The sequence below is a fragment of the Rhizobium sp. 10N414 genome (assembly GCF_056394785.1).
This window is the reverse complement of record NZ_JBFTIN010000005.1, coordinates 189,511-210,884: the sequence shown is the minus strand read 5'-3', so window position 1 is coordinate 210,884 and position 21,374 is coordinate 189,511. Positions and strand designations below refer to the sequence as shown.

Sequence of the window (21,374 nt, the reverse complement as noted above, 5' to 3'; positions counted from 1 at the left end):
GTGGCGCTCGGCGGTTTCGACATGTGGACGAACCAGCTCTTCGGCCTTTCGATCTTCGGTACGCTGAAGCACGGCAAGACGGATGCGGCCTCGCTGGAGCCGGCCGCCAAGCACAAGCCGATCGCCTACCCGAAACCCGACGGCGTTCTCACCTTCGACCGTCTGTCCTCGGTGTTCCTGTCGAACACCAACCACGAGGAAGACCAGCCGGTGCATCTGCAGGTGAAGGACATGGCGCTCCAGAAGTCGTCCGAGCACGACATCTATGCCGGTCCTTCGACGCGCTACTGTCCGGCCGGCGTTTACGAATGGGTGGAGAAGGATGGGCAAGAGACCTTTGTCATCAACGCCCAGAACTGCGTCCACTGCAAGACCTGTGACATCAAGGACCCCAACCAGAACATCAACTGGGTGCCGCCGCAGGGCGGCGAGGGGCCGGTCTATCCGAATATGTAAGAAGCAGTCATGAGCAACGCCTGCGCCATACGGCAGGCGCGTCTCGATGAGCTGCCGCGCCTGACTGAGATCGAGCTCGATGCCTTCGCGACGCTGGCGGAGGCGCTCGGTGTTATCAGGGAAGCGCACACGCTGCCACACGATTTGTTGCGGGGGTCGCTCGATGCGGGCCTGCTGCTCGTTGCCGCCGATGACGGCGACTGTCCGGTCGGCTTTCTCGCGGTCGAGGAAATCGAAGGCACGCTCTATGTGATCGAACTGGATGTTTGCCGGGATTGGCAGCGCAGGGGTGTCGGGCGGCGTCTGATGTCGGCTGCAATCGAGATGGCGCAGCAGCGTCAGCTATCGGCACTGACGCTGACAACGGATCGCTACGTTCCGTTCAACGCGCCCTTCTACGCCTCCCTCGGCTTTGTGCTGCCGAGTGTCGAAGCCGTTCCGCACTTCCTGAAGAAAAAGCTGGATCACGAAATCGCGGTTGGGATGGATCYGGAACGACGGGTTGCGATGGTTCTTACGCTGAAGCGATAGCGGCATGGAACAATAGAGTGAGCCGGCGGATTGGCCGCCGACCCGAACTGCGGAGTTGCTATCGGCGTGAGGCGATGCCGGTCGAGAGTGCTACGCCGAGCCCGGTGATAACAGCGGCGGCAATCTCGGCGATGCCGATTTCCTCCCCAAGCAATAGGCCGCCGCCGATCGTTGCCAGCACCGGCGTGATTGCCGTGAAGGCAGCTGCCTGGGTGCCGCCCAGCGCATGAACCGCAAGGCCGTAGGCGACCGTGGCAGCAAGGCCGGACAGCACGCCTTGGCTCAGTACCTGCAAGCCGACCTCACCAAGTGGTGCGCTGGCAATCGACGTACCGAAGGCTACGGCCAGACCGATGTGTATTAGAAATGACCAGATGGCGATGAGCGCGCTGGCCTGCAGAGCCGTCAGGCCGGAGCGGCGAAAGGCATGCGTGTAGCTTGCCCATAGGATCGCTCCCATCGGTAGCAAAACAAAGCTGGTCCAGGGTAGCGCCGCACCGGCGAGACTGCGGACCAGTAGGATGGCAACGCCGCCGACGATCGCGGCAAGACCGAGCACGCGCATGAAGTCCGGTCGTTCCCGGAAGACGATGACGCCGATCAGCGCAGTGGCAAGTGGCATGGAGCCCCCGAGCAGAATGCCGGCGGCGGATGCCGGGGTCGAGTGAATGGCCGACGTGGTCAGCTGGAAGAAAACGGCGCCAGCGCCCGCGACCATCGTGGCAAGTAGGCGGAGCGGCACGCCTTTCGGCAGCAATCCAGTCTTCAGCCAGACGGGCGCCAGAACAAGCACCGGAATACCGTAGCGGATCAGGCCGATATCGATCGTGCCAAGCTGCGTCGCCGCGCTGTGACGCGTCGCCAGGATCCACGCTGCCCAAATGAGGACGGTGACGACGGCGCCGGCATATCCGACAGATGTCGACGTGGACTTTTCATTGTTCGTGAAGGTAACGGCGCTCATCGATCTCTCCTCTCGTGATCGTCCGGATTGCTGTCCGGTTGAGAGAAGAATAAGCGGAAACGGCGAAGCATGTCCTTGCTATCTATGCCGCCAGAATACTGGTATGAGCAATTATCTGCCAATCACGCCAAAGGATTTTATCGAACATGCCAAATCTTGATAAATTCGATCTGGCGATATTGGAATGCCTCCAGGAGGATGCCCGGGCGACCAACGTGGAGATTGCCGAAAAGGTCAATTTGTCGCCGTCCCCCTGTCTGCGGCGTATCCGCAATCTGGAAAAGACCGGCGTAATCCGCGGCTACCGCGCCGATATCGACCGCAAGGAAGTCGGTCTCGGCCTGACGGTTTTCGTCGAGCTCAAGGTCGCCCATCACAGCCGCGAGAACGCGCAGGCGCAGGAGGCGGCATTGCTCGCCATTCCCGAGGTGGTGTCGTGTTTTCTAATATCGGGAACGGCCGACTTTCTTGCGGAGGTGGTGGTCGAGGATCTCGCAGCCTATGAGCGGCTGCTGACGGACACGCTGCTGACCCTGCCGAATGTCAGCGATATCCGCTCGAACTTTGCCATTCGCAGCATGAAAACCCATGGAGCGCTGAAGCTGCCGGAACTGAAATAGAAACGGGGCCAATCGGCCCCGTTTTCGTGCTTAGAGCAGCGTGCCACTGAGAATCAGCAGCGCGACCGAGAAGTAGATCACCAGCCCGCTCACATCGACCAGCGTGGCGACCAACGGGGCGGAGGCGCTTGCCGGATCAAGCCGCAGCTTCTGCAGGATGAAGGGTAGCATGGAGCCCGCCAGCGAACCAAACGTGACGATGCCGATCAGTGCGGTAAAGATCGTTACGCCGACCAGGACCCAGTGCTCGCCGTAGTCATAGAGCCCGATTTTTTGCCAGAGCACGATGCGGGCGAAACCGACCAATCCCAGGATCGTGCCGAGCACGATGCCTGTCGGCAGCTCGCGCAGCAGCACGCGCCACCAATCGGAGAGCTTGAGTTCGCCGAGCGCCAGCGCCCGGATGATCAGCGATGTCGCCTGCGATCCGCTGTTGCCGCCGGAGCTCATGATCAGCGGCACGAACAGCGTCAGCACGATCGCCTTCTCAAGCTCGCCTTCGAAGTGCTGCATGGCGCTTGCCGTCAGCATTTCGCCGAGGAAGAGGGCGCACAGCCAGCCAGCACGCTTGTGGATCATGCCGGCAAAGCTGATCTTGGTGTAGGGCTTGCCGAGGGCTTCCATACCACCGAATTTCTGGGCGTCTTCGGTCTGGTCAGCGATCATCGTGTCGATGACGTCGTCGACTGTAACGATGCCGAGCATGTGGCCGTCCTGGTTGACGACGGGCAGGGCGAGCAGATTATGCTTGCGGATTAGCCGGGCGACATCTTCCTGCGTCATCAGCGGATCGGCACGCACAACCCCTTCCTTCTGCGCAACGGTCAGAACGGATTCACCGGGGTCGCCGGTGATGAGGCGGCGGAGTGTGACGACGCTCGTTAGTACGCGGCTGACGGCATCGAGAACGTAGATCGCATAGACCGTCTCGCGCGAACGCTCGACTTTGCGCACGTGCTCCAGCGTCTGTTCGACAGTCCAGGTGTCGGGCACGCTGACGAATTCGGTCGTCATGATGCTGCCGGCCGTGCGGGGCGGATACCCCATCAGGTGCTGGACGGCGAGACAGGTCGTGCGGTCCAGCCCCGAGAAGAGGTGTGCACGAACCTCCTCGTTCATTTCCTGAAAGAGGTCGGCGACACGGTCGTTTGCCACGGCGTTCAGCAGCCGTGCGGCATGCTCGACCGGCATGTCTGCAAGGATCGCGGCGGCGTGATGCAACTCGGGACGTCCGAGAATTCGCACAGCCTTTTGCTGCGGCAGCGTAACCAGGATTGCTGCGGCTTCGGATATTTCAAGTGTGTTCAGCTGTTCGACGCGCTCGGCCGTGGTGATCGGGCCGAGGTGGTCGCTGCTGAAGAAACGAGCGGCATGGCCCGCCCGCAGTGGGAAGCGATTGATGTTCATAGGCTCGCCTTTCCGTCGATCCGCCGTAGCGTCCGACGGGCGAGCCCGACAGAGTCAGGTCAGCGCACGAGGGCCGCGTACGGCAAAGGCAATCGACTGCTACTGTCGCTTGGCATCGTGATGATGGCTCCGTTGATATCCGCGGAAAATGGAGGTGATCCGCGTAAGGCTGTAGGTGGTCTCAATTGGCAAAAAAGTCAAGCGCTTGAGGTGCTTGATGCCAGAATGCCGCACCTTCCGACGCGGCATATCGTTCGAGCAGCATTCTTTCGGAATTGCTGTCGACTATGCGTCGACGCCGGGGGCGGCCGCGTCAGGCGCTCCGGTCTCGGCGATCGAGGCTTAGAGATGCCACGAACACAAAGATGCCGATAAACGACAGGATCGCGCCGACATAGCCTGTGGCGGCGAAGCCATAGCCCTGTGCGATAACCAGGCCACCGAGCCAGGCGCCCAGCGCATTCGCAATATTGAATGCCGAGTGGTGAGATGCGGCAGCAAGCGTCTGCGCATCCGCCGCGACATCCATCAATCGGGTCTGGACAGCGGGACCGGCAGCAAAGCCGCAACCGATGCAGAATACGCAAAGCGCCAGCATGAACGGATTGGCAGCCGTGAGGGAGAACAGTGTCAGCACGACGATGTTGAACACAAGGCAACCACCGATCGTTCCCATCAGCGATTTGTCGGCGAACCAGGAGCCGACGACATTGCCGACGTTCATGCCGATGCCGAAGATGATCAGCATCACGGCGACCATACTCTCCGGCAGCATTGCGACCTCGGTCGTGGTTGGTGCGATATAGCTGAACATGGCGAACATCCCACCGAAGCCGACGGATGCCGTGGCGAGCGTCAACAGGACCTGCGGACGCTTGAATGCGCCGAGCTCCCGCTTGAAGCTTGCGCCCTCGGCAACTCGGTCGCGTGGCACGTAGTACCAGATAAGGGCGACCGTCAGCAGGCCGATGATTCCAACGATCGTAAAGGCAAGCCGCCAGTTGAGAGACTGCCCGAAAACGGTGGCGAGCGGGGTTCCCAGGAGGGTCGCAACCGTCAACCCGAGCATCACGCGGCCGACGGCGCGAGCGCGCTTGTGCATCGGCACCATGGATGCCGCGACGATCGCGGCAACGCCGAAGTAGGCGCCATGCGGCAACCCCGTGATGAAGCGCATCAACGTGAAGCTCTCGAAGGTCGGTGCCATCGCGCTCAACAGGTTGCCGACGGCAAAGATGCCCATGACGAGGAGAAGCAGCGAGCGGCGCGCCATCTTTGCGGCGAGAACCGCGATGATTGGAGCACCGATAACGACGCCGAGCGCATAGGCGCTGATCACGTAGCCGGCCTGCGGCGTCGTCACCGAGAAGGTGTCGGCGACGTTAGGCAAAAGACCCATGATAGCGAATTCGCCGGTGCCTATCCCGAAGCCGCCGCAGGCAAGCGCCAGTTGTACGAGCGCAATTGCCGCCGGAGACGGGGCCTCTTCTACCGCCATCGTATCTATGGAATCGTTTACGGCGACCTGGCTCAAGAGGCACTCCTTGGCATTCGATAGGTGACATACGGGACGGGACGCAAGATGCGCCGGTGACCGGTAGGCCGGAGATGAAGGGAGATGAAGACGATGCTCCAATATCCCATCTATCAACGATCGATTGCTGCAGGTCGAGTGCGTTTTCTGCAGTGCAGCGTCCCCCGATTTGCATACGTCCCTTGCAAATTTGGGGGCTCTGTCGCCGCTCGCGGCGGCCGTGAGACGCGCTTCAGCTTGAAATTGCCGCTGCGGAAACCATCTGCTTTGCAGCGCCAACAGACTTTGCCTGTCGGGATGGATCAACGGGAGCCTGATGAAACTAGTTGGCTTTTTCAATCGAGATGGTGGAACGTTCAGGACCACCGACATGGAAGCCTATGAAAGGCGCGCTGAGGCGATCTTCAGGGAAGCGGGTCACGATTTCGATGCAATCGTCTTTTCCGGCAAGGAGATTGTACCCGCGATGGAGCGGGCGGCCCGCTGGGGAAACATCGATGGCATCGTCGCTGGCGGTGGCGACGGGACGATATCGGCGGCAGCGTCCATAGCCTGGAGAAACGGTATTGCACTCGGCGTTGTGCCGGCCGGGACAATGAACCTTTTCGCCCGTTCCTTGCGCGTTCCACTCGATATCTGGCAAGCGCTTGAAACACTCGCCTTTGGCGAAGTCGATCGTGTGGATATCGCTAGCGCCAACGGCAGGCCGTTCATTCACCAATTCTCGGCCGGGCTGCATGCGCGCATGGTGCGCTATCGAAATTCCTACTCGTACCGCTCCCGACTTGGAAAGATGGGGGCAAGCGCGCGGGCCGCATTTGGTGTCGTGTTGAATCCACCCGAATTCGAGGTCGAGTTCGAAGCGGGGGGAGTTTATGAGAGGCGCCGGGTCTCCGCGGTCTCGGTTTCAAACAACCCTTTCGGCCAGAATGCCTTGCTTTATGCCGACAGCCTCACAGGTGGCGAACTAGGCTTCTATACCGCCAATCCACTAAGGCCGCTCGGCGTCGCGCGTCTGGCGATCGATCTCTTGCGAGGCAAGGTGAGGGAGAATGCGGACGTGATGATCATGCATCCGGCAGAAGTGCATCTGCACTTTCCAAAGCTGCCGTCAAAGGCGAATTGCGTGATGGATGGCGAGCTGCGTCCCCTGGAGCGAGACGTTGCATTGAAATTGCATCCAGGCGAACTCAAGGTATTGGTCCAGCAAGGACTTGCAGCGCAAGTTGACGAAGCGGAGCGGCGCGAAGTCGCTCCCTAGCAGCTCCTGCTGGTGGCGCGCATCCCAGAAATCGCTCTGGATCGGTCGGACGAGCTGAGGGGGACGCCGGAGCTAGCGCGGATATATCCAGGCGTAGCCGAAGAGCCGTTGATCCTCCGGTCGCCCGCCGATGTAACCGATGCTTGTGTACTTGGTCGCCACTGCGGAGTATTGCGGGCCGAGGTTCTGTTCAATCCAGTTAACCAGTACCGGCGGTAGCGCCGTTCGATCCTTGGAGGGAAGCCAAACCACCAGGATCGGCTTCTCCGCGGTCCAATCGTAATCGATAGCCAGGTTGCCGAAGAACGTGGACATCGTTGGAACATCAGGCAACTGCATATGTATATTTCCCGACGCCGGCCAGCTGTCGGTGAGCACAAGCCCAGGACGCTTGCCTTCCTCAGCAATGATCTTGCCGGCAAACTCCTCGTAAGGCGCGTTGTAGGCCTCAGGCCGGCCGAAGAGTGACGGCGCGTGCGCGAGAACCAGACTCAGCGACGGGACGATGATCATGACCGCGAGAGGTGCGATAAAGAAGCGCCGCGCAAAATCCTGCGGTCGAATGCCTCGGGCCTGTATCTTCAGGCAAAACGCAATCGGCATCAAGAACAGGAGGGGCACCACCCATCGGTCGCGCATGGATGTTATGCCGATGGCGAAAACCAGCACGAGAACCTGCACGCCAATCGCCAGAAATATCGTGTCGAAAAAGTGAGCCCAGATGGTCGTCGGTCGCAGACTGCGGAGGAACTTCTTGCCGAAAACGATTGCATAAACCGCAACAAGAGGCGCCATGATCACGAGCACCTGACCGAAGAACTCGGTCGGCCCCTTGATCAGTTTCGCGAGTACGCTGGCCGGCGCTTCCTGCGCCATGGTATTCAGCGTTCGGGTTGCGGCCAGGCCGATATTGTTAAGGAGCCAAAGGCCGTGCGGCGCGAAGATGAGGACCGCGATAGCCAGTGAAAGCAAGAAGCGACGGTCGAACAGGCGCTTCTGTCCCTCTGGATGCAGAAACACTGCAATGAGCGCTGCAAACACGACGAGAGTGAAGTTGTACTTCGACAGCATGCCGAGTCCCAGCGTGACGCCGATTGCCGCGTAGGAGAACAGGGATGGGGCCTTCAGCGTTTTGATGATGCTGTAGATGAAGAGGTTTATCATCAGCATCTGGGCGACTGTATGGGTCAGGTCCCTTTGTGCCTGCCAGAAAACCTGTGGAATCGTGAACAGCGAAAGCGTCGCGATGGCAGCAAACAGGCGATCATCGAGCACCAGTTTGGCCAGCTTGTAGTAGCTCAGGAAAAGAAGAAACAGCACCAGGTTCTTGGTTGCGGCAATCGTTGCGATCGACAATCCGAAGCCGGACACCACCATCGCCTGCAGCCAGTTGTAGAGCGGCGGCTGGGTGTCGTAGCCGGCCACAAGCCATTGCGAGAAGAACGCCTGCTGGGACTCATCGACCCGCAGGCCGTTTGGCACGAGGAGGCGAACGACAAAGCTGACGACAAAATATGCCGCCAGCAGCAGGACAACCGCGTCCGGCTTGCGAGCCAGCAGATTACGCATTCTCACTTCCGTCGAAGACCTGGCGGACGATGTAGTTCGGCGAGGTGTCGTCGCGATAATAGGTACGGGCAATCATCTCGGCAAGAATGCCGGTCGTGATCAACTGCACGGAGGACAGCATGAAAACGATGCCGACCATCAGCATCGGGCGGGTGCCGATGTCGTTGCCCAAGACGAACTTGTCGACGAACAGATAGAGCATCACCAGAGCGGAGATCCCACCCAGTCCGAGGCCCAGTGAGCCGAAGAAATGGCCTGGCCGTGCCTTGTATCGCATGAAGAACATGACGGAAAGCAGGTCGAGGATCACGCGAAAAGTACGCGAGATGCCATACTTGGACTGCCCGTGCTGGCGGGCATGGTGGGTCACGACCATTTCGCCGATGCGCGAGCTTGGCACGACGCCGGCGACCCAGGCGGGGATGAAGCGGTGCATTTCGCCCATCAGCTTCACCTGCTTGATGATCGAGGCGCGGTAGATCTTCAGGCTGCAGCCGTAGTCGTGCAGCTTCACGCCGGTAATGCGCCCGATCAAGTAATTGGCACACCATGAGGGAATCTTGCGTAGCAGGAGACCGTCTTGGCGGTTCCTGCGCCAGCCAACCAAAAGATCGAGCTCACGCCGCTCCAGTTCGGCGACCATGGACGGAATGTCTTTCGGGTCGTTCTGCAGATCGCCATCCATTGTGGCGATCAATCGGCCGGTCGCGGCGTCGATGCCTGCCTGCATCGCGGCCGTCTGGCCGAAATTGCGCTGCAGTTCGACGATCCTCAGCGTAAGGCCCTCGCGGCCGATGTGCTTGCGCGCATTTACCAGCGTGGCATCGGTGCTGCCATCGTCGATCAGGATAAGCTCCCAGCGATCGGAGTAGCGGGCCATGGCCAAGCAGATGCGATCGACAAGCGGGCCGACGCTCTCTTCCTCGTTGAAGACAGGCACAACGAGCGACAATTCGACCGGCCGCATCGCTTCCACGAGGCCCTGACGTGGGTCTACTGTTGTCTGCACGTTTGAATTCTCCTACAAGGCGCACGGCCAAAAGCGGCATTCGCCGCGATAGTCAGGAAAGCCTACTATATGAAGTTTCCGGTTGTTGCCAGCCGACAATCCTGGATTATCCGCAATCGGATGACGCTGCTGACGATCGTGATCGTGGCGGCTTACGCGCTTTTCATCCAGTGGTTTTGGGGCTGGCCGGTCATTCTCGGACAATGGGCCGAGGTCGGTGCTATCCCGATTATCGCCGCTCTCGCACTTCTGACCAGCACCTACTTTCTCAGGACCTGGCGCATCTACGATTATTTTCCGAGAGAAACTGCGGGCCGCTTCAAGGTGCTTTTTCGCGTCACGCAGATTCACAATCTCCTGAATATCATGCTGCCGTTTCGAACGGGGGAGACAAGCTTTCCGGTGTTGATGCGCACCGAGTTCGGTATTCCGCTGGCGCGCGGCACGTCGGCGCTGTTCGTCATGCGCCTGCTTGATCTGCACGCCTTGCTGGCTGCCGCCGGCATAGGCTTCGCGATCGCGTCACCGCACAACATCGTTGCATGGATCGTCTGGGTGTCCTTCCTGTCACTTCCGGTAGTCGCTTTTGCTCTGAGGCGACCCTTGTTGCGGCTTGCCGGCACGATGCTGCCGGTAAAAGGGCAGAAGCTGGTGGTTGAGGTTGAGAGGGGACTTCCGGTCGATGCCGCGGCTTTCACGCGCGCCTGGGCGATGACCGTCATCAACTGGCTCGTCAAGGTTCTGGTGCTCGCCTGGGCCCTCAACCTGATGGGCGTATTGCCGATGGCAGCAAGTTTCGGCGGGGCGCTTGGCGGCGAGCTCTCCTCTGTGCTTCCGGTGCACGCGCCGGGTGGCGTCGGCACTTATCCGGCCGGGATCACTGCCGGTGCCGTTGCCCTAGGCGCATCCAGCGAGAAGACGGCCCTTGCTGCCTTGGCGCAAGCAAGCATCAATGCGCACTTGCTGATCATCGTCTCGGCACTGACGGGCACTGCGATATCACTGCCGCTCGGCCGCAGCCGTAAGCTCTGAAATCCGTTTTCTCAGGAATGTCTGCTCTGGCGCCTGTTGACACAGCCTCAAGGCTGTCTCGTAGGCTGCAATCGCCTCGGCCTTCTGTCCCAGTTGCCTCAGAAAATCGGCACGGGCCGAATGCGCAAGATGATAGCTCTCCAATTCTCCTGCCTGCAGGATGGCGTTAACGAGCTGCAAACCTCTTTCTGCTCCCTCCACCATCGCCACGGCGACGGCCCTGTTGAGTTCGGCAATCGGCGACCGCTGGGCCGATAGCAGTAGATCATAGAAGCCGACGATGCGGCGCCAATCCGTTCTCTCAGGCGTCTCGGCTCGCGCGTGCTCCGCAGCGATGGCCGCCTGCAGCGTGTAGATACCGACCTCGCCATTCCGCAGGGCGCCGTCGAGGCGCTCGAGACCTTCGCGAATCTTTTCACCGTGCCAAAGCCTGCGATCCTGATCGGCCAGGAGAATGAGGCCTCCCTCCGGGCTTCGCCTGGCAGCGCGACGCGAATCCTGAAGAAGAAGGAGGGCAAGCAGCCCAGAAACGTCAGGATGAGGCAGAAGGCGCGCGAGCAGCCGTGTTAGGCGGATGGCCTCCGAGGTGAGATCCGCCCGGACGACCTCCCCGCCGGACGAAGCGGAGTATCCCTCGTTGAAAACCAGATAGATCACATGCAGCACCCGGTCGAGCCGCTCCGGCAATTCCTCGCGCTCGGGAACCTCGTAGGGAATCTTCGCTGTGCGGATCTTGTTCTTCGCGCGTACGATGCGCTGTGCCACAGTTGGGGCGGGGACTAGAAATGCATGGGCGATCTCTTCAGTCGTAAGTCCGCATATCTCTCTAAGCGCCATCGCCATTTGCGCGTCGGCGGGTATGATCGGATGACAGCAGGTGAAGATCAACCGGAGCATGTCGTCTTGGATCAGGTCCACGTCGCCAATCTCCGTTTCATCGAAAGACCCGTATAGATTTTCCTCGATGTCCTTCGCCGACATATCGAAACGCGACCGGCGCCTGATGTGGTCGATCGCGCGAAATCGCCCGGCGGAAACGAGCCAGCCGAACGGGTTTGCCGGAACACCATCGCGGGGCCACGTCCGCGCGGCGGCTGCAAACGCGTCGTGCAGGGCTTCTTCGGCCCTGTCGAAGTCTCCAAGGAGACGGATGAGTGTCGCAAGCACCCGGCGAGACTGCGATCGGTAAATATCCTCGATCAGACGTTCCAAGGTCTACTCCGGCAATGTCAGGATCCGCACCGGGCGGATTTCCACAGCGCCAATTCGCGCACATGGAATTCCAGCGGCGATTGCCTTTGCCTCATCCATATCGGAGGCATCGATAACATACAGGCCGGCCAGATGCTCCTTCGTCTCGACGTAAGGGCCATCAGTCATGCTAAGCTCGTTGTTGCGCACCCGCAGGACGACAGCCTTATCGGGCGTTTCGAGCGCATCGGCATGAATCAGCGTGCCCCGTTCGCGCAACCCTTCGTCGAAGCCGAAATGCGCGCGAACGACAGCTTCGGTTTCGGCAGGGGCCTGACGACCGTCGACATCGGCCGAATTGTAGATCAGGCAAACATAGCGCATCGCATTATCTCCCGTCTTTGATGGAATAGGCCGGCCGTATCTCGATCGAAGCGTATTTCAATATGGGGAACGTCGAGGCGATCCTCTCGGCTTCTTCCATGTCGGCGGCGTCGATCAATACGAAACCACCAAGATGTTCCTTGATTTCGGCGAAGGGACCGTCGGTTGCCGTCGTGACGCCCTGCCTCACTCGAAGAGTAACTGCAGATTCGGGCTCGTGCAGCGCAAGAGCGACTTGCAGGACGCCGCGGTCATGCCAGTGATCGTCGCTTGCGATGCATTCCTGCGTGACCACATCCCACTCTTCCTGCGGGACGAGCTTGCTCTTCTCGGTGTCGAACCAGACCTGGCAGAGATATTTCATGACGTCTCCCTCAACTATAGACCGGAATATCGTAGATCGGCCGGACTTCTATTGACCCTAGTCTTGCAAGCGGGATACCGGCCGCAACGCGAATGGCATCGTTCAGATCTTTTGCGTCGATAAGAATGAAGCCGCCGAGTTGTTCTTTTGTTTCTGCAAAAGCGCCGTCCGTCACTGACATTTCATCATTTCGAACGCGGACGGTCACGGCATTCTTTGGCGATTGCAGCGCCTGCGCGGCGATCATGTGCCCGCTGGCGATCAGATCATCGTCGTAAGCGAGGGACGCTCTGTCGAGGTTCCTTTTTTCCTCCTCGGTCATGGCTTCAAGCGTCGCCGGCTCGAACCAGACCTGGCAGAGATATTTCATCGTTCGCTCTCCCTGGCTGTCACGATCATTGGACGCTCAGCCTAGGGTGATTTCGACAGGAAGCGAAAAAATCTTTTTGCGGAAATTTGGGTCGAAACGAGCACACTGGCTTCGACCAAGTGTCGTCAACAATATGGAGTGACGACGATGGGTTTTTTCGAGATCGTGCTGGCGAACGCCATCCGCGCAAGTCGCCAACAGAACAAACAGCCCTATCAGGCTGATACGGAACTGCCAATGATGCGGGCCACAATCGCACGCCTCGTTGCCGTCGCAGCCCTTTTTGCGGTTACGATTGTGGTGCTGGATGCCGCGGGCGAGCACTATGAGCGCCAACTTGCGACTAGCGCGGTCGCAGCCACTCGCCAATAAGGGAAACGGCCTATTGGAAGGCCGTTTCGAAGAAGCTTCTGAGCTTGCGCGAATGCAGTGCTTCCGGCGGCATTGCTGCGAGTTTCTGGATCGCACGGATACCAATTTGCAGATGCTGGTTGACCTGCGTCCTGTAAAAGGCGGTCGCCATGCCGGGCAGCTTCAATTCGCCATGCAACGGCTTGTCCGATACGCAGAGCAGGGTGCCGTAGGGCACGCGGAAGCGGAAGCCGTTTGCGGCGATCGTCGCCGATTCCATGTCGAGCGCGATGGCACGAGCCTGGGACAGACGCTTGACCGGGCCGCGTTGGTCGCGCAACTCCCAGTTCCTGTTGTCGATCGTGCCGACTGTGCCGGTGCGCATGATGCGCTTCAGCTCGAAGCCTTCGTAGCCGGTGATCTCTGCCACGGCGCCCTCCAGGGCGACCTGCACTTCCGCCAGTGCCGGGATCGGCACCCAGACAGGCAGATCGTCGTCAAGGACGTGGTCTTCGCGCATGTACGCGTGAGCAAGGACATAATCACCCAGGCGCTGGCTGTTGCGCAGGCCGGCGCAGTGGCCGAGCATCAGCCAGGCATGCGGGCGAAGGACGGCCACGTGGTCGGTGATCGTCTTGGCATTGGATGGGCCGACGCCGATATTGATCATGGTGATCCCGGCATGCCCTTTCTTTTTCAGATGGTAGGCCGGCATCTGCGGGAGGCGCGAAAGCGTAACGTCGGTCTCGGGCTGATTGGAGCCGGCATGCGTGATGATATTGCCCGGCTCGACAAAGGCCGTGTAGCCGTCTCCGCCTTCCGCCATCAGCTTGCGTGCCCAAATACAGAATTCGTCGATGTAGAATTGGTAGTTCGTAAACAGCACGAAGTTCTGAAAATGCTGCGCGCCGGTCGCGGTGTAATGGGCAAGACGGGCAAGCGAGTAGTCGATGCGCTGAGCGGTAAAGGCGGCAAGCGGCGAAGGTTCGCCTGGCGGTGGAATGTATTCGCCGTTGGCAATCTCGTCGTCCGTTGTGTTCAGGTCCGGCGTGTCAAACAGATCACGCATCGGAATGTCCATGAACGCCGCGGCGGATGCCTCGACATGGGCACCCTCACCGAACGCAAAGTGCAGTGGAATAGGTGTCGTCGATTCTGAAACGACGACCGGCACGTTATGATTTCTCATCAGCAAGCCAAGCTGCTGCTTCAGATAGTGCCGAAACAGCTGCGGCCGAGTAATCGTCGTCGTGTAGATACCGGGAGCGGTAACGTGCCCGTAGGACAGACGAGTATCGATGTGGCCGTAACTCGTCGTCTCGATGCTCACTTGTGGGTAGAAGGCGCGATAGCGCGATGTAATTGGCGCGCCCTTGGCTAGCGTGGCGAAGCTCTCAACCAGGAAATGGGTGTTGCGTTCGTAGAGTTCTGTCAGCGCGTCGACTGCCTCGACGGGATCGTCAAAGGTTTGCGGCGCGAAAGGTGACGGAGACGAAATGTCGAGAGGGGAAGAGATTCGTTTGTTCATGCGGCATTATAGGGTGTTGTTCCTAACAAGCAAACGACGCGGCTAAAGGGATTGCAGAGATTTTTGGGGGCTGCGATGTGCTGCCGCGCAGCCAGTCAGTTGCTTGTTCTACAGAACGGGCGGCTGGCGTCGAAGCACGTATAGTTGGCCCCGAAGTGTGACTGCGCACCGCCACCGGCATTGCGGTTGACCGCAACCGAAAAGCTGACGGCGAAGACTGCTGCAAACAGCGTGATGATGGTGAAACGTCTTGCCAAAATGAGCATATCCATGACTTTGCCCCGGTATCGCCTTAGCGTTGAGACAGTCTTGCCACGTTGTGGCTGAACGGGTGCTGAGATCATGGTTCATCAGGCGTTCATGAAGCCGGGCAGCTTGAAGCGCGGCTGCTACTGCTTATCTCTTTTGTCCCGCAAAGGAGATTTTCATGACGGCACACGATTGAGCTTTATTACTGGCCCACCCCCCAACGGCTGGAAGATCAGCATCATGCTCGAGGAACTCGGCGTTCCCCACAAGGTCAAGTACATCAACATCGGTAAGGGGGAGCAGTTCACGTCGGAATTCCTGAAGATCGTCCCGAACAATCGCATGCCGGCAATTGTCGATCCCGATGGCCCCGGCGGCGAACCGGTCTCGGTGTTTGATTCCGGCGCCATCCTCCAATATCTCGGTCGCAAGTTCGGGAAGTTCTATTCGACGGACGAGCGCACACGCGTCCAGATCGAGGAATGGCCTTTTTGGCAGGTCGGTGGCTTGCGCCCCGTGGCCGGACAGGCGCATCACTTCCGCGGTTATGCGCCGGAGAAGATCGAATACGGCATCAACCGCTATACCAATGAAGTGAACCGCCTATACGGTGTGATGAACAAGCGGTTGGCAGAGCGCGAATATCTCGCCGTGGACTACTCGATCGCCGACATGGCTTGCATCGGCTGTGTTGTTCCATACGAGAAGCAGGGACAGGACCTGAACGAGTTTCCCAACCTCGAGCGCTGTTCGAGACGATGATGGAGCGCCCGGCCGTGGTCGGCGGCACGGCAATCGGCAAGGAAAAACGCGAACGCAGCAATCTTGCCGATGACAAGGAAGCGCAAAAGATCCTTTTCAATCAGCGCGCCCGCTGACAATTGACGCAGAAAAGCGCCCGGCTTTCCGGGCTGCCCGGCTTTCCGGGCGCTTTCTTTTGGAAAGCCGTTTCTTACAGGCGTGTCCAGGTCTGCGATTTGCAGAGCACGTTGAGGACGCAGCCTTTCATCTTCAGTGAATTTCCGAAAATATTGCCGGATCCGCTATAGGTCTTGTCATTGGCTGGATCGGTGATCTGGCCGGTATAGGTAACACCGCTTCCTGCGAGAATGCCGATCTTCTTGCCGGCATACTTGCCGGATTTCAGCACGATGCAGTAGCTGCCGCCGCAAGATGCAATCTGGGCCGTATCGCCCGCAGCTGTCTTCCAGTTGCCGACGATCGGTTCGTCAGCAGAAGCTGCCCCGGCGGCAAACATCAATGCGCCAGAGAGAATAAGTGTTCGGATCATTCGTTCCTCCCTAATGTCCAGCCGCGAAAATAGATGACGCGAACGTAAACGTAAATGTGTTATTCACTGCTTCAGGCGAGCGTTTTCGCAGACCGACAGCGGCGAAATCTTCCGTTCTGGGCATTTGATGCTGATTTCGTGGTGAACGGAAGGTTGATTTTCAGATCTGAATATTCCGTAAAATTGTGTCGAAAATCCTTAATCCGCAAGGGATCCGATGCTTAACAAAAATCCAATTTTACCAAGCGTTTGCACTTTGTTTGTCTCACATTAATCATGCGTTTTAGGCGTTTTTTGAAAGCGCATCGGCATAGTGGATCCATCAAACGAGCGGGGCAAACCCGCCGAACCGAAGGGTACTTAAAACCGCGATAGACGGCAGGTCTCCGGAGGTAAAACAGGGCAAGTCGATAACAGGCAAAACAGGGATAAACCGATGGCACGCTTTGAAATGCACAATGCTGAAATGGCCACCATGGGTGGCGAGAACAACGCCGACATCTTCTGCGAAATGGGTCTGATGTATGCGACCGGCCGCGGCTGCGCTGTCGATCTGGTCGCCGCTCACAAGTGGCTGAACATCGCAGCGATCAAAGGCAACGACCGCGCCGCCGAGCTTCGGGCTGACGTTGTCGCAGGCATGGACAAGATGCAGATCGTGGAAGCGCTGCGCGCTGCCCGCGAATGGATGACGATCCACTGAGAACCGTTTGCCCGCAAAGGCGCGGGCAAGATCGATAACAACCTCAAAAGGGGGCTGGCGCGGTGCTTGGACGCGCCAATGCCAGGACATCAACCGCGACCGGCAGGAACAAGGCTGGCGCGGTTCCTTGCGTTTAACCCAATGTCTTAAGTACCTGCGGCAGGGCTTCCTCGAGAAGCGCCATGTCAGCTTCCGGTCCAACGCTGACGCGGATGCAGCGGTTGAGCGGGGCAACGCCGGGCATGCGAATGAAGACGCCGTGCTGCATCAGGCCATCGACAATGGCACGGGCATAGGTGCCGTCACGTCCGGCGTCGATCGCAACGAAATTTGTGGCGGAGGCGAGCGGAACGAGGTTGTTGGCCTTGGCGATGGCGGCGATCCGGTCGCGCGCGCCGTGGATGCTGGCCACGACCTCGGCGAGATAGGCTTGGTCCTTGAGTGCCGCCAGTGCAGCGATCGTGGCCAGTCGATTCATGCCGAAATGATTGCGGATCTTGTCGAATGCGCGCGCCGTACCTGATGTCGAGATGACATAGCCGACCCTGGCGCCCGCCAGGCCATAGGCTTTCGAGAAGGTGCGCGTGCGCACAACATTCGGCAAGTCGATCAGCGCGCTGATGGGGGGCAGCGATCCCGCCGGGCCGGTTTCGCTGTAGGCCTCGTCGAGAATGAGCAACGTGGTTTCCGGTAGCGCACGGGCAAAGGCGACGACACTGTCGGCATCCCACCAGCTTCCCATCGGATTGTCCGGATTGGCGAAATAGACCAGCGGCGCGTTCTCGCGTTTGACGGCTGCGAGGAGGCCGTCGAGATCTTCGCGATCGCTGGCATAGGGCACGGTCACGAGCCGCCCGCCGAAGCCGGCAACGTGGAAATTGAACGTTGGATAGCCGCCGAGCGATGTCACGACGGGTGCGCCCGGCTCAATGACGAGCCGTACGATCTGGCCGAGCAGTTCGTCGATGCCGCCCCCTATCGCGATGGAGTCGATTCCGACGCCCAGATGGTTGGCAAGTGCTTCCCTGAGCTCGTAGTTTTCAGGATCGTTGTACTTCCATATCTCGCCAGCCTGGACGCGCATGGCTGCGAGTACGGATGGGGCAGGGCCAAAGCCATTCTCGTTGGCGCCGATACGCGCCTTGACCTGAAAGCCGCGCTGACGCTCGATTGCTTCTGGGCCGACGAACGGAACGGTGGAGGGAAGGGCGTTAGCAAGCGGCGTGAAGCGCGAGAAGGCGGACATGCTGGGGCAATTTCCTGGATGCTGTGAAAATTCGGACCGACAATAGGCCCCGCTGCCGCCAAGGCAAGAAACATTATTCCCCGGTATTCACGATTTACATCCGCACAATTCCGCGGGCTTCGATCGCTTCCATGTTGCCAATCATGAAGTCGGCGCGCAAAACGCGGCGCAGCACGTCGGGCTCGATCGTATTGATGAAGCGGACGCCGATACGTTCGTTGTTGCGATAGGTTTCCGCACAACCGATCCGATAGGCAAGGCCGAGAATGTTAAGGTAGTAGTGCTTTGGCAGGCCCGCGGTGGATGACACGACAAACGTAGCGCCACCCTGCGAGATATCGACGATCTCCGCACTCCGGACGGAGATGCCGGTAAGACAGGGCCGAACCGCAACGATCCGGGCGGGGCGCCTTACGTTGAATTTTTCCCAGCGCGTCTCGTAAACCGCGGATTTCACGGTTGCAAGGTGTGTGGCACGAAGCATCGACATTCCGCGTTTCCCTGAACCAAGGTAATCCCGGTCCTCTTCAATTGAAGCCTCACACGAATGCCTTGCACAATTGTGAACGAGGAAAATACAATTTTAGCGATGCGGCCATTTCCGCCCGTTCGGCCAGCTGGGCGAACATCTTCTCGCGTCGAGTGCGAATGGATTCGCCGGACCGTAGTTGTCGCGAAATGTCATCGAACTCTTTGTCGATTTGCACGTTTGCCTAATTGTCGACGGCGCACAGCGCTTCAAAATTGCAGAGCGAGGAAATCACAATGGTTGATGTCAGAGTTCCGTCGAAGTCGTGGGTCGTCGTTTGCGATGGTGCCAAGGCATTGATCCTGCGGAACGCAGGCGATGCGGAATTGATGAATCTCAAGGTTGAAGAAACCCTCAGTCAGCCCAACGAACCGGACCGCGAAATAGGCGCAGACAAACCGGGTCGAACGCATGCGGCCGATGGGCAGAGTGCCAGTGCCGTTGAGCAGACGGACTGGCACGAGCAGGCCGAGGCAAAGTTCCTGAAGCTGGTTGCCGCAAAGCTGGAGGTGCTGGTGCGTGAAAAAAACGCGCGTCGCATCATTTTGGTTGCGCCGCCAAAGGCGCTCGGTACGCTGCGAGCCAACCTATCGGCCGATGTTCAGGCTGCAGTTTCGGCTGAGGTGCCGAAGGATTACATTAATCTGCCGGTCGACCAAATAGAGCGGCACCTAGCTTCTTGACGCAACCTCCTACGGCCGCGGCGCACCGCCACCAGGGAAGCGGCGGTTTCGCAGACAAGATGCAAGAGCAATACATCGAGGCTAAGATTCGAAATTCAGCCTTAAGACGTGATGCAGGAATTCCGGGTTGATCAGCATGTTGAAGCTGATCGTCACGAGGTCGCCCTCGCGCTTGACCACCGTCGAGCCGATCTCGTCGTGGATGCCGAGGATTTCGAGGAAGAAGTGGTTCGGGACCTCGAGGCTCGGATTGACCTCCAGCACCGCGCCGGCAAGCGTGATCGTGCGGATCAGGCAGCGGACCTGCGTTCCCGTGCTGAGGTGATGCCCAACGAAGATGATCTTTCCGGGGCGGTTGAGCGAAAACTCCCGGTAAGCCTGCTCGGGCTGCTCTGTGTCGAGGTGCATCTGAAAGGCCATGGTAGCGTCCGCTTGTTGTACGCTTCGAGATTAGCGCAAGATTGCTGACAACTTCTGAATGACGCCCTACAATCCGAAGCTTATGCCTGTCTGGAGATCAAAATGGCTCGTTATTAGACAGGGATGGGCCTCCTTGGCATCGCTTGACAGTTCGCCGCCGTTCAAGCATATCGAACTTGGCTCGAGGCGCCTGCCGCTCGCGGACGACAAGTCCATGGTGAAGTACTCGATAGGATCAGTCGCAGCCAATTGGTGCATGCTGACTGCAGGCAATGCGAGCACCCTTGTACAGGTCGAAATGGCATGCCTTCCGAAAGGCTGAATCCGTGACCACCGCATATCCGACAATCGAAGAATTGAAATCGCAAGCCAAGCGCCTCCGCCAGGCCATGGAAGCGCGCGGCACCGCGATCTCTCATAGTGCCGCGCTGGAACTCATTGCCCAGCAGCATGGCGTGCGTGATTGGAACACGCTCTCCGCACTCGCCACCCGGCCGAACGAGGAACCGATCGCCGCCATCTCCGTAGGCTCCCTGGTGCGCGGCCGCTATTTGAACCAGCCGTTCACCGGCAAGGTCCTGGCGCTTGCCGCTCAACCGGGCGGCGGGCTCCACAAGATCACCATCCACTTCGACGAACCGGTGGATGTCGTGACCTTCGAGAGCTTCTCCGCCTTCCGGCAGCGCATCAACGCGCAGGTCGACAGCAATGGCGTATCTCCGCGCAAGACCTCGAACGGCGTCCCACATCTCGTGCTCGAGATTTAAGTGGCCACTTAGTGTGCGCAGCGTTGGCGGCACTTGATGGAGGATTGGACCATCAACACGCTGCCGCGCTGTCAGGCTATTTGCCGATCGTGATTTCGCCTACGCCTTCAGCAGCCATTCGTGCTCTGGCTGGTTGTGGAACTTCCATACCCGCTTCGGGCCGGCCATGACGTTGAGATAGTAGAGATCATAGCCGTGGACGGTGGCGCACGGGTGGTAACCCTTCGGCACCAGCGTCACGTCGCCATTCTCCACCGCCATCGCCTCATCGAGCGACCGATCATCGGTATAGACGCGTTGGAAGGCGAAGCCCTGCGGCGGGTTCATGCGGTGGTAATAAGTCTCCTCCAGCAGGCTCTCGTTCGGCAGATTGTCCTGATCATGCTTGTGAGAAGGGTAGGAGGATGTATTGCCGTTCGGCGTGATGACCTCGACAACCAGCAGCGAATGAGCGGAGTTGTCGTCCTCGGGCATGATGTTGGTCACGAGGCGAACATTCGAGCCCTTACCGCGCTGGAATTGCGGGTGCACGCCGGGCGGGATGAGCTTCGCCTTGTAATCGCCGCCGCCAGGCGCCGAGCAGACGGCAAGTTCGAGATCGGTTTCCGCCGTCACCGACCAGCTTGTGCCAGCCGGAGCATAGAGCGAGTGCGGCGCACCCTCGAATGGGCTCATGCGCCCGCCGACCGAACCGAAATCCTCTCCAGCGGCGGTCGCCTTGCCTTTGCCGGCCACCCAGACGAGGCAGACTTCACGGTCGCTTGCGGCGCCGGAGACGGTCTCACCCGGCTTCAGCCGATGCATGTCGAAGCCGACATAAGTCCAGCCGGCGGTGTCGGGCGTGACGTGGGTGACGCGACCGCTGTCACCCTTGGGCTTTACGAGAAGGTTCGGCATGAACGTATGTCCTTCATT

General features: G+C 59.3%; 25 protein-coding genes and 1 pseudogene. 10 read left to right on the top strand and 16 right to left on the bottom strand.

The annotated features are described in order from the left end of the window. The coding region (locus AC1DE4_RS08190; protein ID WP_477880881.1) for a 4Fe-4S dicluster domain-containing protein at positions 1-456 on the top strand (456 nt) is incomplete at its 5' end. A gap of 9 nt (positions 457-465) precedes the next feature. Next, complete coding sequence (locus AC1DE4_RS08185; RefSeq protein ID WP_477880879.1) at positions 466-987, top strand: GNAT family N-acetyltransferase; 522 nt, start codon at positions 466-468, stop codon at positions 985-987. A 58-nt stretch (positions 988-1,045) separates the two neighbouring features. On the opposite strand, the gene AC1DE4_RS08180 is transcribed toward AC1DE4_RS08185, so the two are convergent. Next, positions 1,046-1,951 (bottom strand): DMT family transporter, encoded by a 906-nt coding sequence (locus AC1DE4_RS08180; RefSeq protein WP_025659889.1) that lies wholly within the window; start codon positions 1,949-1,951, stop codon positions 1,046-1,048. A 146-nt stretch (positions 1,952-2,097) separates the two neighbouring features. Here AC1DE4_RS08180 and AC1DE4_RS08175 point away from each other — a divergent pair, with 146 nt between their 5' ends. Next, entirely contained in the window at positions 2,098-2,571 is a 474-nt protein-coding gene (locus AC1DE4_RS08175) for an Lrp/AsnC family transcriptional regulator (protein ID WP_018857467.1), read from the top strand. A gap of 30 nt (positions 2,572-2,601) precedes the next feature. Here the strand turns inward: AC1DE4_RS08175 and mgtE are convergent, their stop codons facing one another. Together mgtE and AC1DE4_RS08165 are read right to left on the bottom strand one after the other, a co-directional pair. Then, complete coding sequence (gene mgtE / locus AC1DE4_RS08170; protein WP_477880876.1) at positions 2,602-3,978, bottom strand: magnesium transporter; 1,377 nt, start codon at positions 3,976-3,978, stop codon at positions 2,602-2,604. Between the two features lie 313 nt (positions 3,979-4,291). Beyond that, positions 4,292-5,512: an MFS transporter gene (locus AC1DE4_RS08165; protein WP_477880874.1), complete on the bottom strand. Its 1,221-nt coding sequence runs from the start codon at positions 5,510-5,512 to the stop codon at positions 4,292-4,294. Between the two features lie 316 nt (positions 5,513-5,828). Here AC1DE4_RS08165 and AC1DE4_RS08160 point away from each other — a divergent pair, with 316 nt between their 5' ends. Further along, the gene (locus AC1DE4_RS08160; RefSeq protein ID WP_477880872.1) at positions 5,829-6,773 is read left to right on the top strand and encodes a diacylglycerol/lipid kinase family protein; all 945 of its coding nucleotides are present in this window, start codon (positions 5,829-5,831) and stop codon (positions 6,771-6,773) included. Between the two features lie 72 nt (positions 6,774-6,845). Here the strand turns inward: AC1DE4_RS08160 and AC1DE4_RS08155 are convergent, their stop codons facing one another. Together AC1DE4_RS08155 and AC1DE4_RS08150 are read right to left on the bottom strand one after the other, a co-directional pair. Continuing rightward, positions 6,846-8,342: a glycosyltransferase family 39 protein gene (locus AC1DE4_RS08155; RefSeq protein ID WP_477880870.1), complete on the bottom strand. Its 1,497-nt coding sequence runs from the start codon at positions 8,340-8,342 to the stop codon at positions 6,846-6,848. Beyond that, positions 8,335-9,351 carry a glycosyltransferase family 2 protein gene (locus AC1DE4_RS08150; RefSeq protein ID WP_025659884.1) on the bottom strand — a complete coding sequence of 339 codons (1,017 nt, stop codon included), beginning with the start codon at positions 9,349-9,351 and terminating at the stop codon, positions 8,335-8,337. Before AC1DE4_RS08150 ends, AC1DE4_RS08155 begins: the two co-directional genes overlap by 8 nt. Before the next feature lie 69 nt (positions 9,352-9,420). Here AC1DE4_RS08150 and AC1DE4_RS08145 point away from each other — a divergent pair, with 69 nt between their 5' ends. Beyond that, positions 9,421-10,383, top strand: a complete 963-nt coding sequence (locus AC1DE4_RS08145) for a lysylphosphatidylglycerol synthase domain-containing protein (RefSeq protein ID WP_477880868.1) — start codon at positions 9,421-9,423, stop codon at positions 10,381-10,383. On the opposite strand, the gene AC1DE4_RS08140 is transcribed toward AC1DE4_RS08145, so the two are convergent. From AC1DE4_RS08140 to AC1DE4_RS08125, 4 genes are read right to left on the bottom strand one after another with little or no spacing between them, the layout of a single operon-like run. Continuing rightward, complete coding sequence (locus AC1DE4_RS08140) at positions 10,351-11,595, bottom strand: RNA polymerase sigma factor (RefSeq protein WP_477880867.1); 1,245 nt, start codon at positions 11,593-11,595, stop codon at positions 10,351-10,353. The two genes, AC1DE4_RS08145 and AC1DE4_RS08140, sit on opposite strands and share 33 nt — an antisense overlap. A 3-nt stretch (positions 11,596-11,598) precedes the next feature. Beyond that, positions 11,599-11,958 carry a YciI family protein gene (locus AC1DE4_RS08135; protein ID WP_018116256.1) on the bottom strand — a complete coding sequence of 120 codons (360 nt, stop codon included), beginning with the start codon at positions 11,956-11,958 and terminating at the stop codon, positions 11,599-11,601. A gap of 4 nt (positions 11,959-11,962) precedes the next feature. Continuing rightward, the gene (locus AC1DE4_RS08130) at positions 11,963-12,322 is read right to left on the bottom strand and encodes a YciI family protein (protein ID WP_018857459.1); all 360 of its coding nucleotides are present in this window, start codon (positions 12,320-12,322) and stop codon (positions 11,963-11,965) included. A 10-nt stretch (positions 12,323-12,332) separates the two neighbouring features. Further along, positions 12,333-12,692, bottom strand: a complete 360-nt coding sequence (locus tag AC1DE4_RS08125) for a YciI family protein (protein ID WP_477880865.1) — start codon at positions 12,690-12,692, stop codon at positions 12,333-12,335. Between the two features lie 147 nt (positions 12,693-12,839). Between AC1DE4_RS08125 and AC1DE4_RS08120 the strand changes: the two genes are divergently transcribed. Further along, positions 12,840-13,064 (top strand): hypothetical protein, encoded by a 225-nt coding sequence (locus AC1DE4_RS08120; protein ID WP_018116253.1) that lies wholly within the window; start codon positions 12,840-12,842, stop codon positions 13,062-13,064. A gap of 10 nt (positions 13,065-13,074) precedes the next feature. Here the strand turns inward: AC1DE4_RS08120 and AC1DE4_RS08115 are convergent, their stop codons facing one another. Both AC1DE4_RS08115 and AC1DE4_RS08110 read right to left on the bottom strand, forming a co-directional pair. Beyond that, complete coding sequence (locus AC1DE4_RS08115; protein ID WP_018857456.1) at positions 13,075-14,571, bottom strand: AMP nucleosidase; 1,497 nt, start codon at positions 14,569-14,571, stop codon at positions 13,075-13,077. Positions 14,572-14,666: 95 nt separating this feature from the next. Further along, entirely contained in the window at positions 14,667-14,843 is a 177-nt protein-coding gene (locus AC1DE4_RS08110; RefSeq protein ID WP_018116339.1) for a hypothetical protein, read from the bottom strand. 168 nt (positions 14,844-15,011) lie between these two features. Between AC1DE4_RS08110 and AC1DE4_RS08105 the strand changes: the two are divergent. Next, positions 15,012-15,698 (top strand): annotated as a pseudogene (locus AC1DE4_RS08105) (glutathione S-transferase N-terminal domain-containing protein). A 74-nt stretch (positions 15,699-15,772) separates the two neighbouring features. Here AC1DE4_RS08105 and AC1DE4_RS08100 read toward each other — a convergent pair. After that, positions 15,773-16,111: a DUF2147 domain-containing protein gene (locus AC1DE4_RS08100; RefSeq protein WP_018116338.1), complete on the bottom strand. Its 339-nt coding sequence runs from the start codon at positions 16,109-16,111 to the stop codon at positions 15,773-15,775. 436 nt (positions 16,112-16,547) lie between these two features. Here AC1DE4_RS08100 and AC1DE4_RS08095 point away from each other — a divergent pair, with 436 nt between their 5' ends. Further along, positions 16,548-16,814 carry an SEL1-like repeat protein gene (locus AC1DE4_RS08095; protein WP_477880862.1) on the top strand — a complete coding sequence of 89 codons (267 nt, stop codon included), beginning with the start codon at positions 16,548-16,550 and terminating at the stop codon, positions 16,812-16,814. 133 nt (positions 16,815-16,947) lie between these two features. On the opposite strand, the gene AC1DE4_RS08090 is transcribed toward AC1DE4_RS08095, so the two are convergent. After that, the gene (locus AC1DE4_RS08090) at positions 16,948-18,060 is read right to left on the bottom strand and encodes a pyridoxal phosphate-dependent aminotransferase (RefSeq protein ID WP_018116336.1); all 1,113 of its coding nucleotides are present in this window, start codon (positions 18,058-18,060) and stop codon (positions 16,948-16,950) included. Positions 18,061-18,154: 94 nt separating this feature from the next. Continuing rightward, positions 18,155-18,550: a hypothetical protein gene (locus AC1DE4_RS08085; protein WP_018116335.1), complete on the bottom strand. Its 396-nt coding sequence runs from the start codon at positions 18,548-18,550 to the stop codon at positions 18,155-18,157. A gap of 275 nt (positions 18,551-18,825) precedes the next feature. On the opposite strand from AC1DE4_RS08085, the gene AC1DE4_RS08080 reads away from it, so the two are divergent. After that, a complete protein-coding gene (locus AC1DE4_RS08080) occupies positions 18,826-19,272 on the top strand; it encodes a baeRF12 domain-containing protein (RefSeq protein WP_477880885.1) in 447 nt (148 codons plus the stop codon). Between the two features lie 81 nt (positions 19,273-19,353). Here the strand turns inward: AC1DE4_RS08080 and AC1DE4_RS08075 are convergent, their stop codons facing one another. After that, the gene (locus AC1DE4_RS08075) at positions 19,354-19,680 is read right to left on the bottom strand and encodes a hypothetical protein (RefSeq protein ID WP_025659879.1); all 327 of its coding nucleotides are present in this window, start codon (positions 19,678-19,680) and stop codon (positions 19,354-19,356) included. Positions 19,681-20,018: 338 nt separating this feature from the next. Between AC1DE4_RS08075 and AC1DE4_RS08070 the strand changes: the two genes are divergently transcribed. Further along, positions 20,019-20,459 (top strand): glyoxalase superfamily protein, encoded by a 441-nt coding sequence (locus AC1DE4_RS08070; protein ID WP_025659877.1) that lies wholly within the window; start codon positions 20,019-20,021, stop codon positions 20,457-20,459. Positions 20,460-20,558: 99 nt separating this feature from the next. Here AC1DE4_RS08070 and iolB read toward each other — a convergent pair whose 3' ends face one another. Further along, positions 20,559-21,356, bottom strand: coding sequence for a 5-deoxy-glucuronate isomerase (gene iolB, locus AC1DE4_RS08065; RefSeq protein WP_025659876.1), 798 nt, complete (start codon positions 21,354-21,356; stop codon positions 20,559-20,561). Between the last annotated feature and the right edge of the window lie 18 nt (positions 21,357-21,374).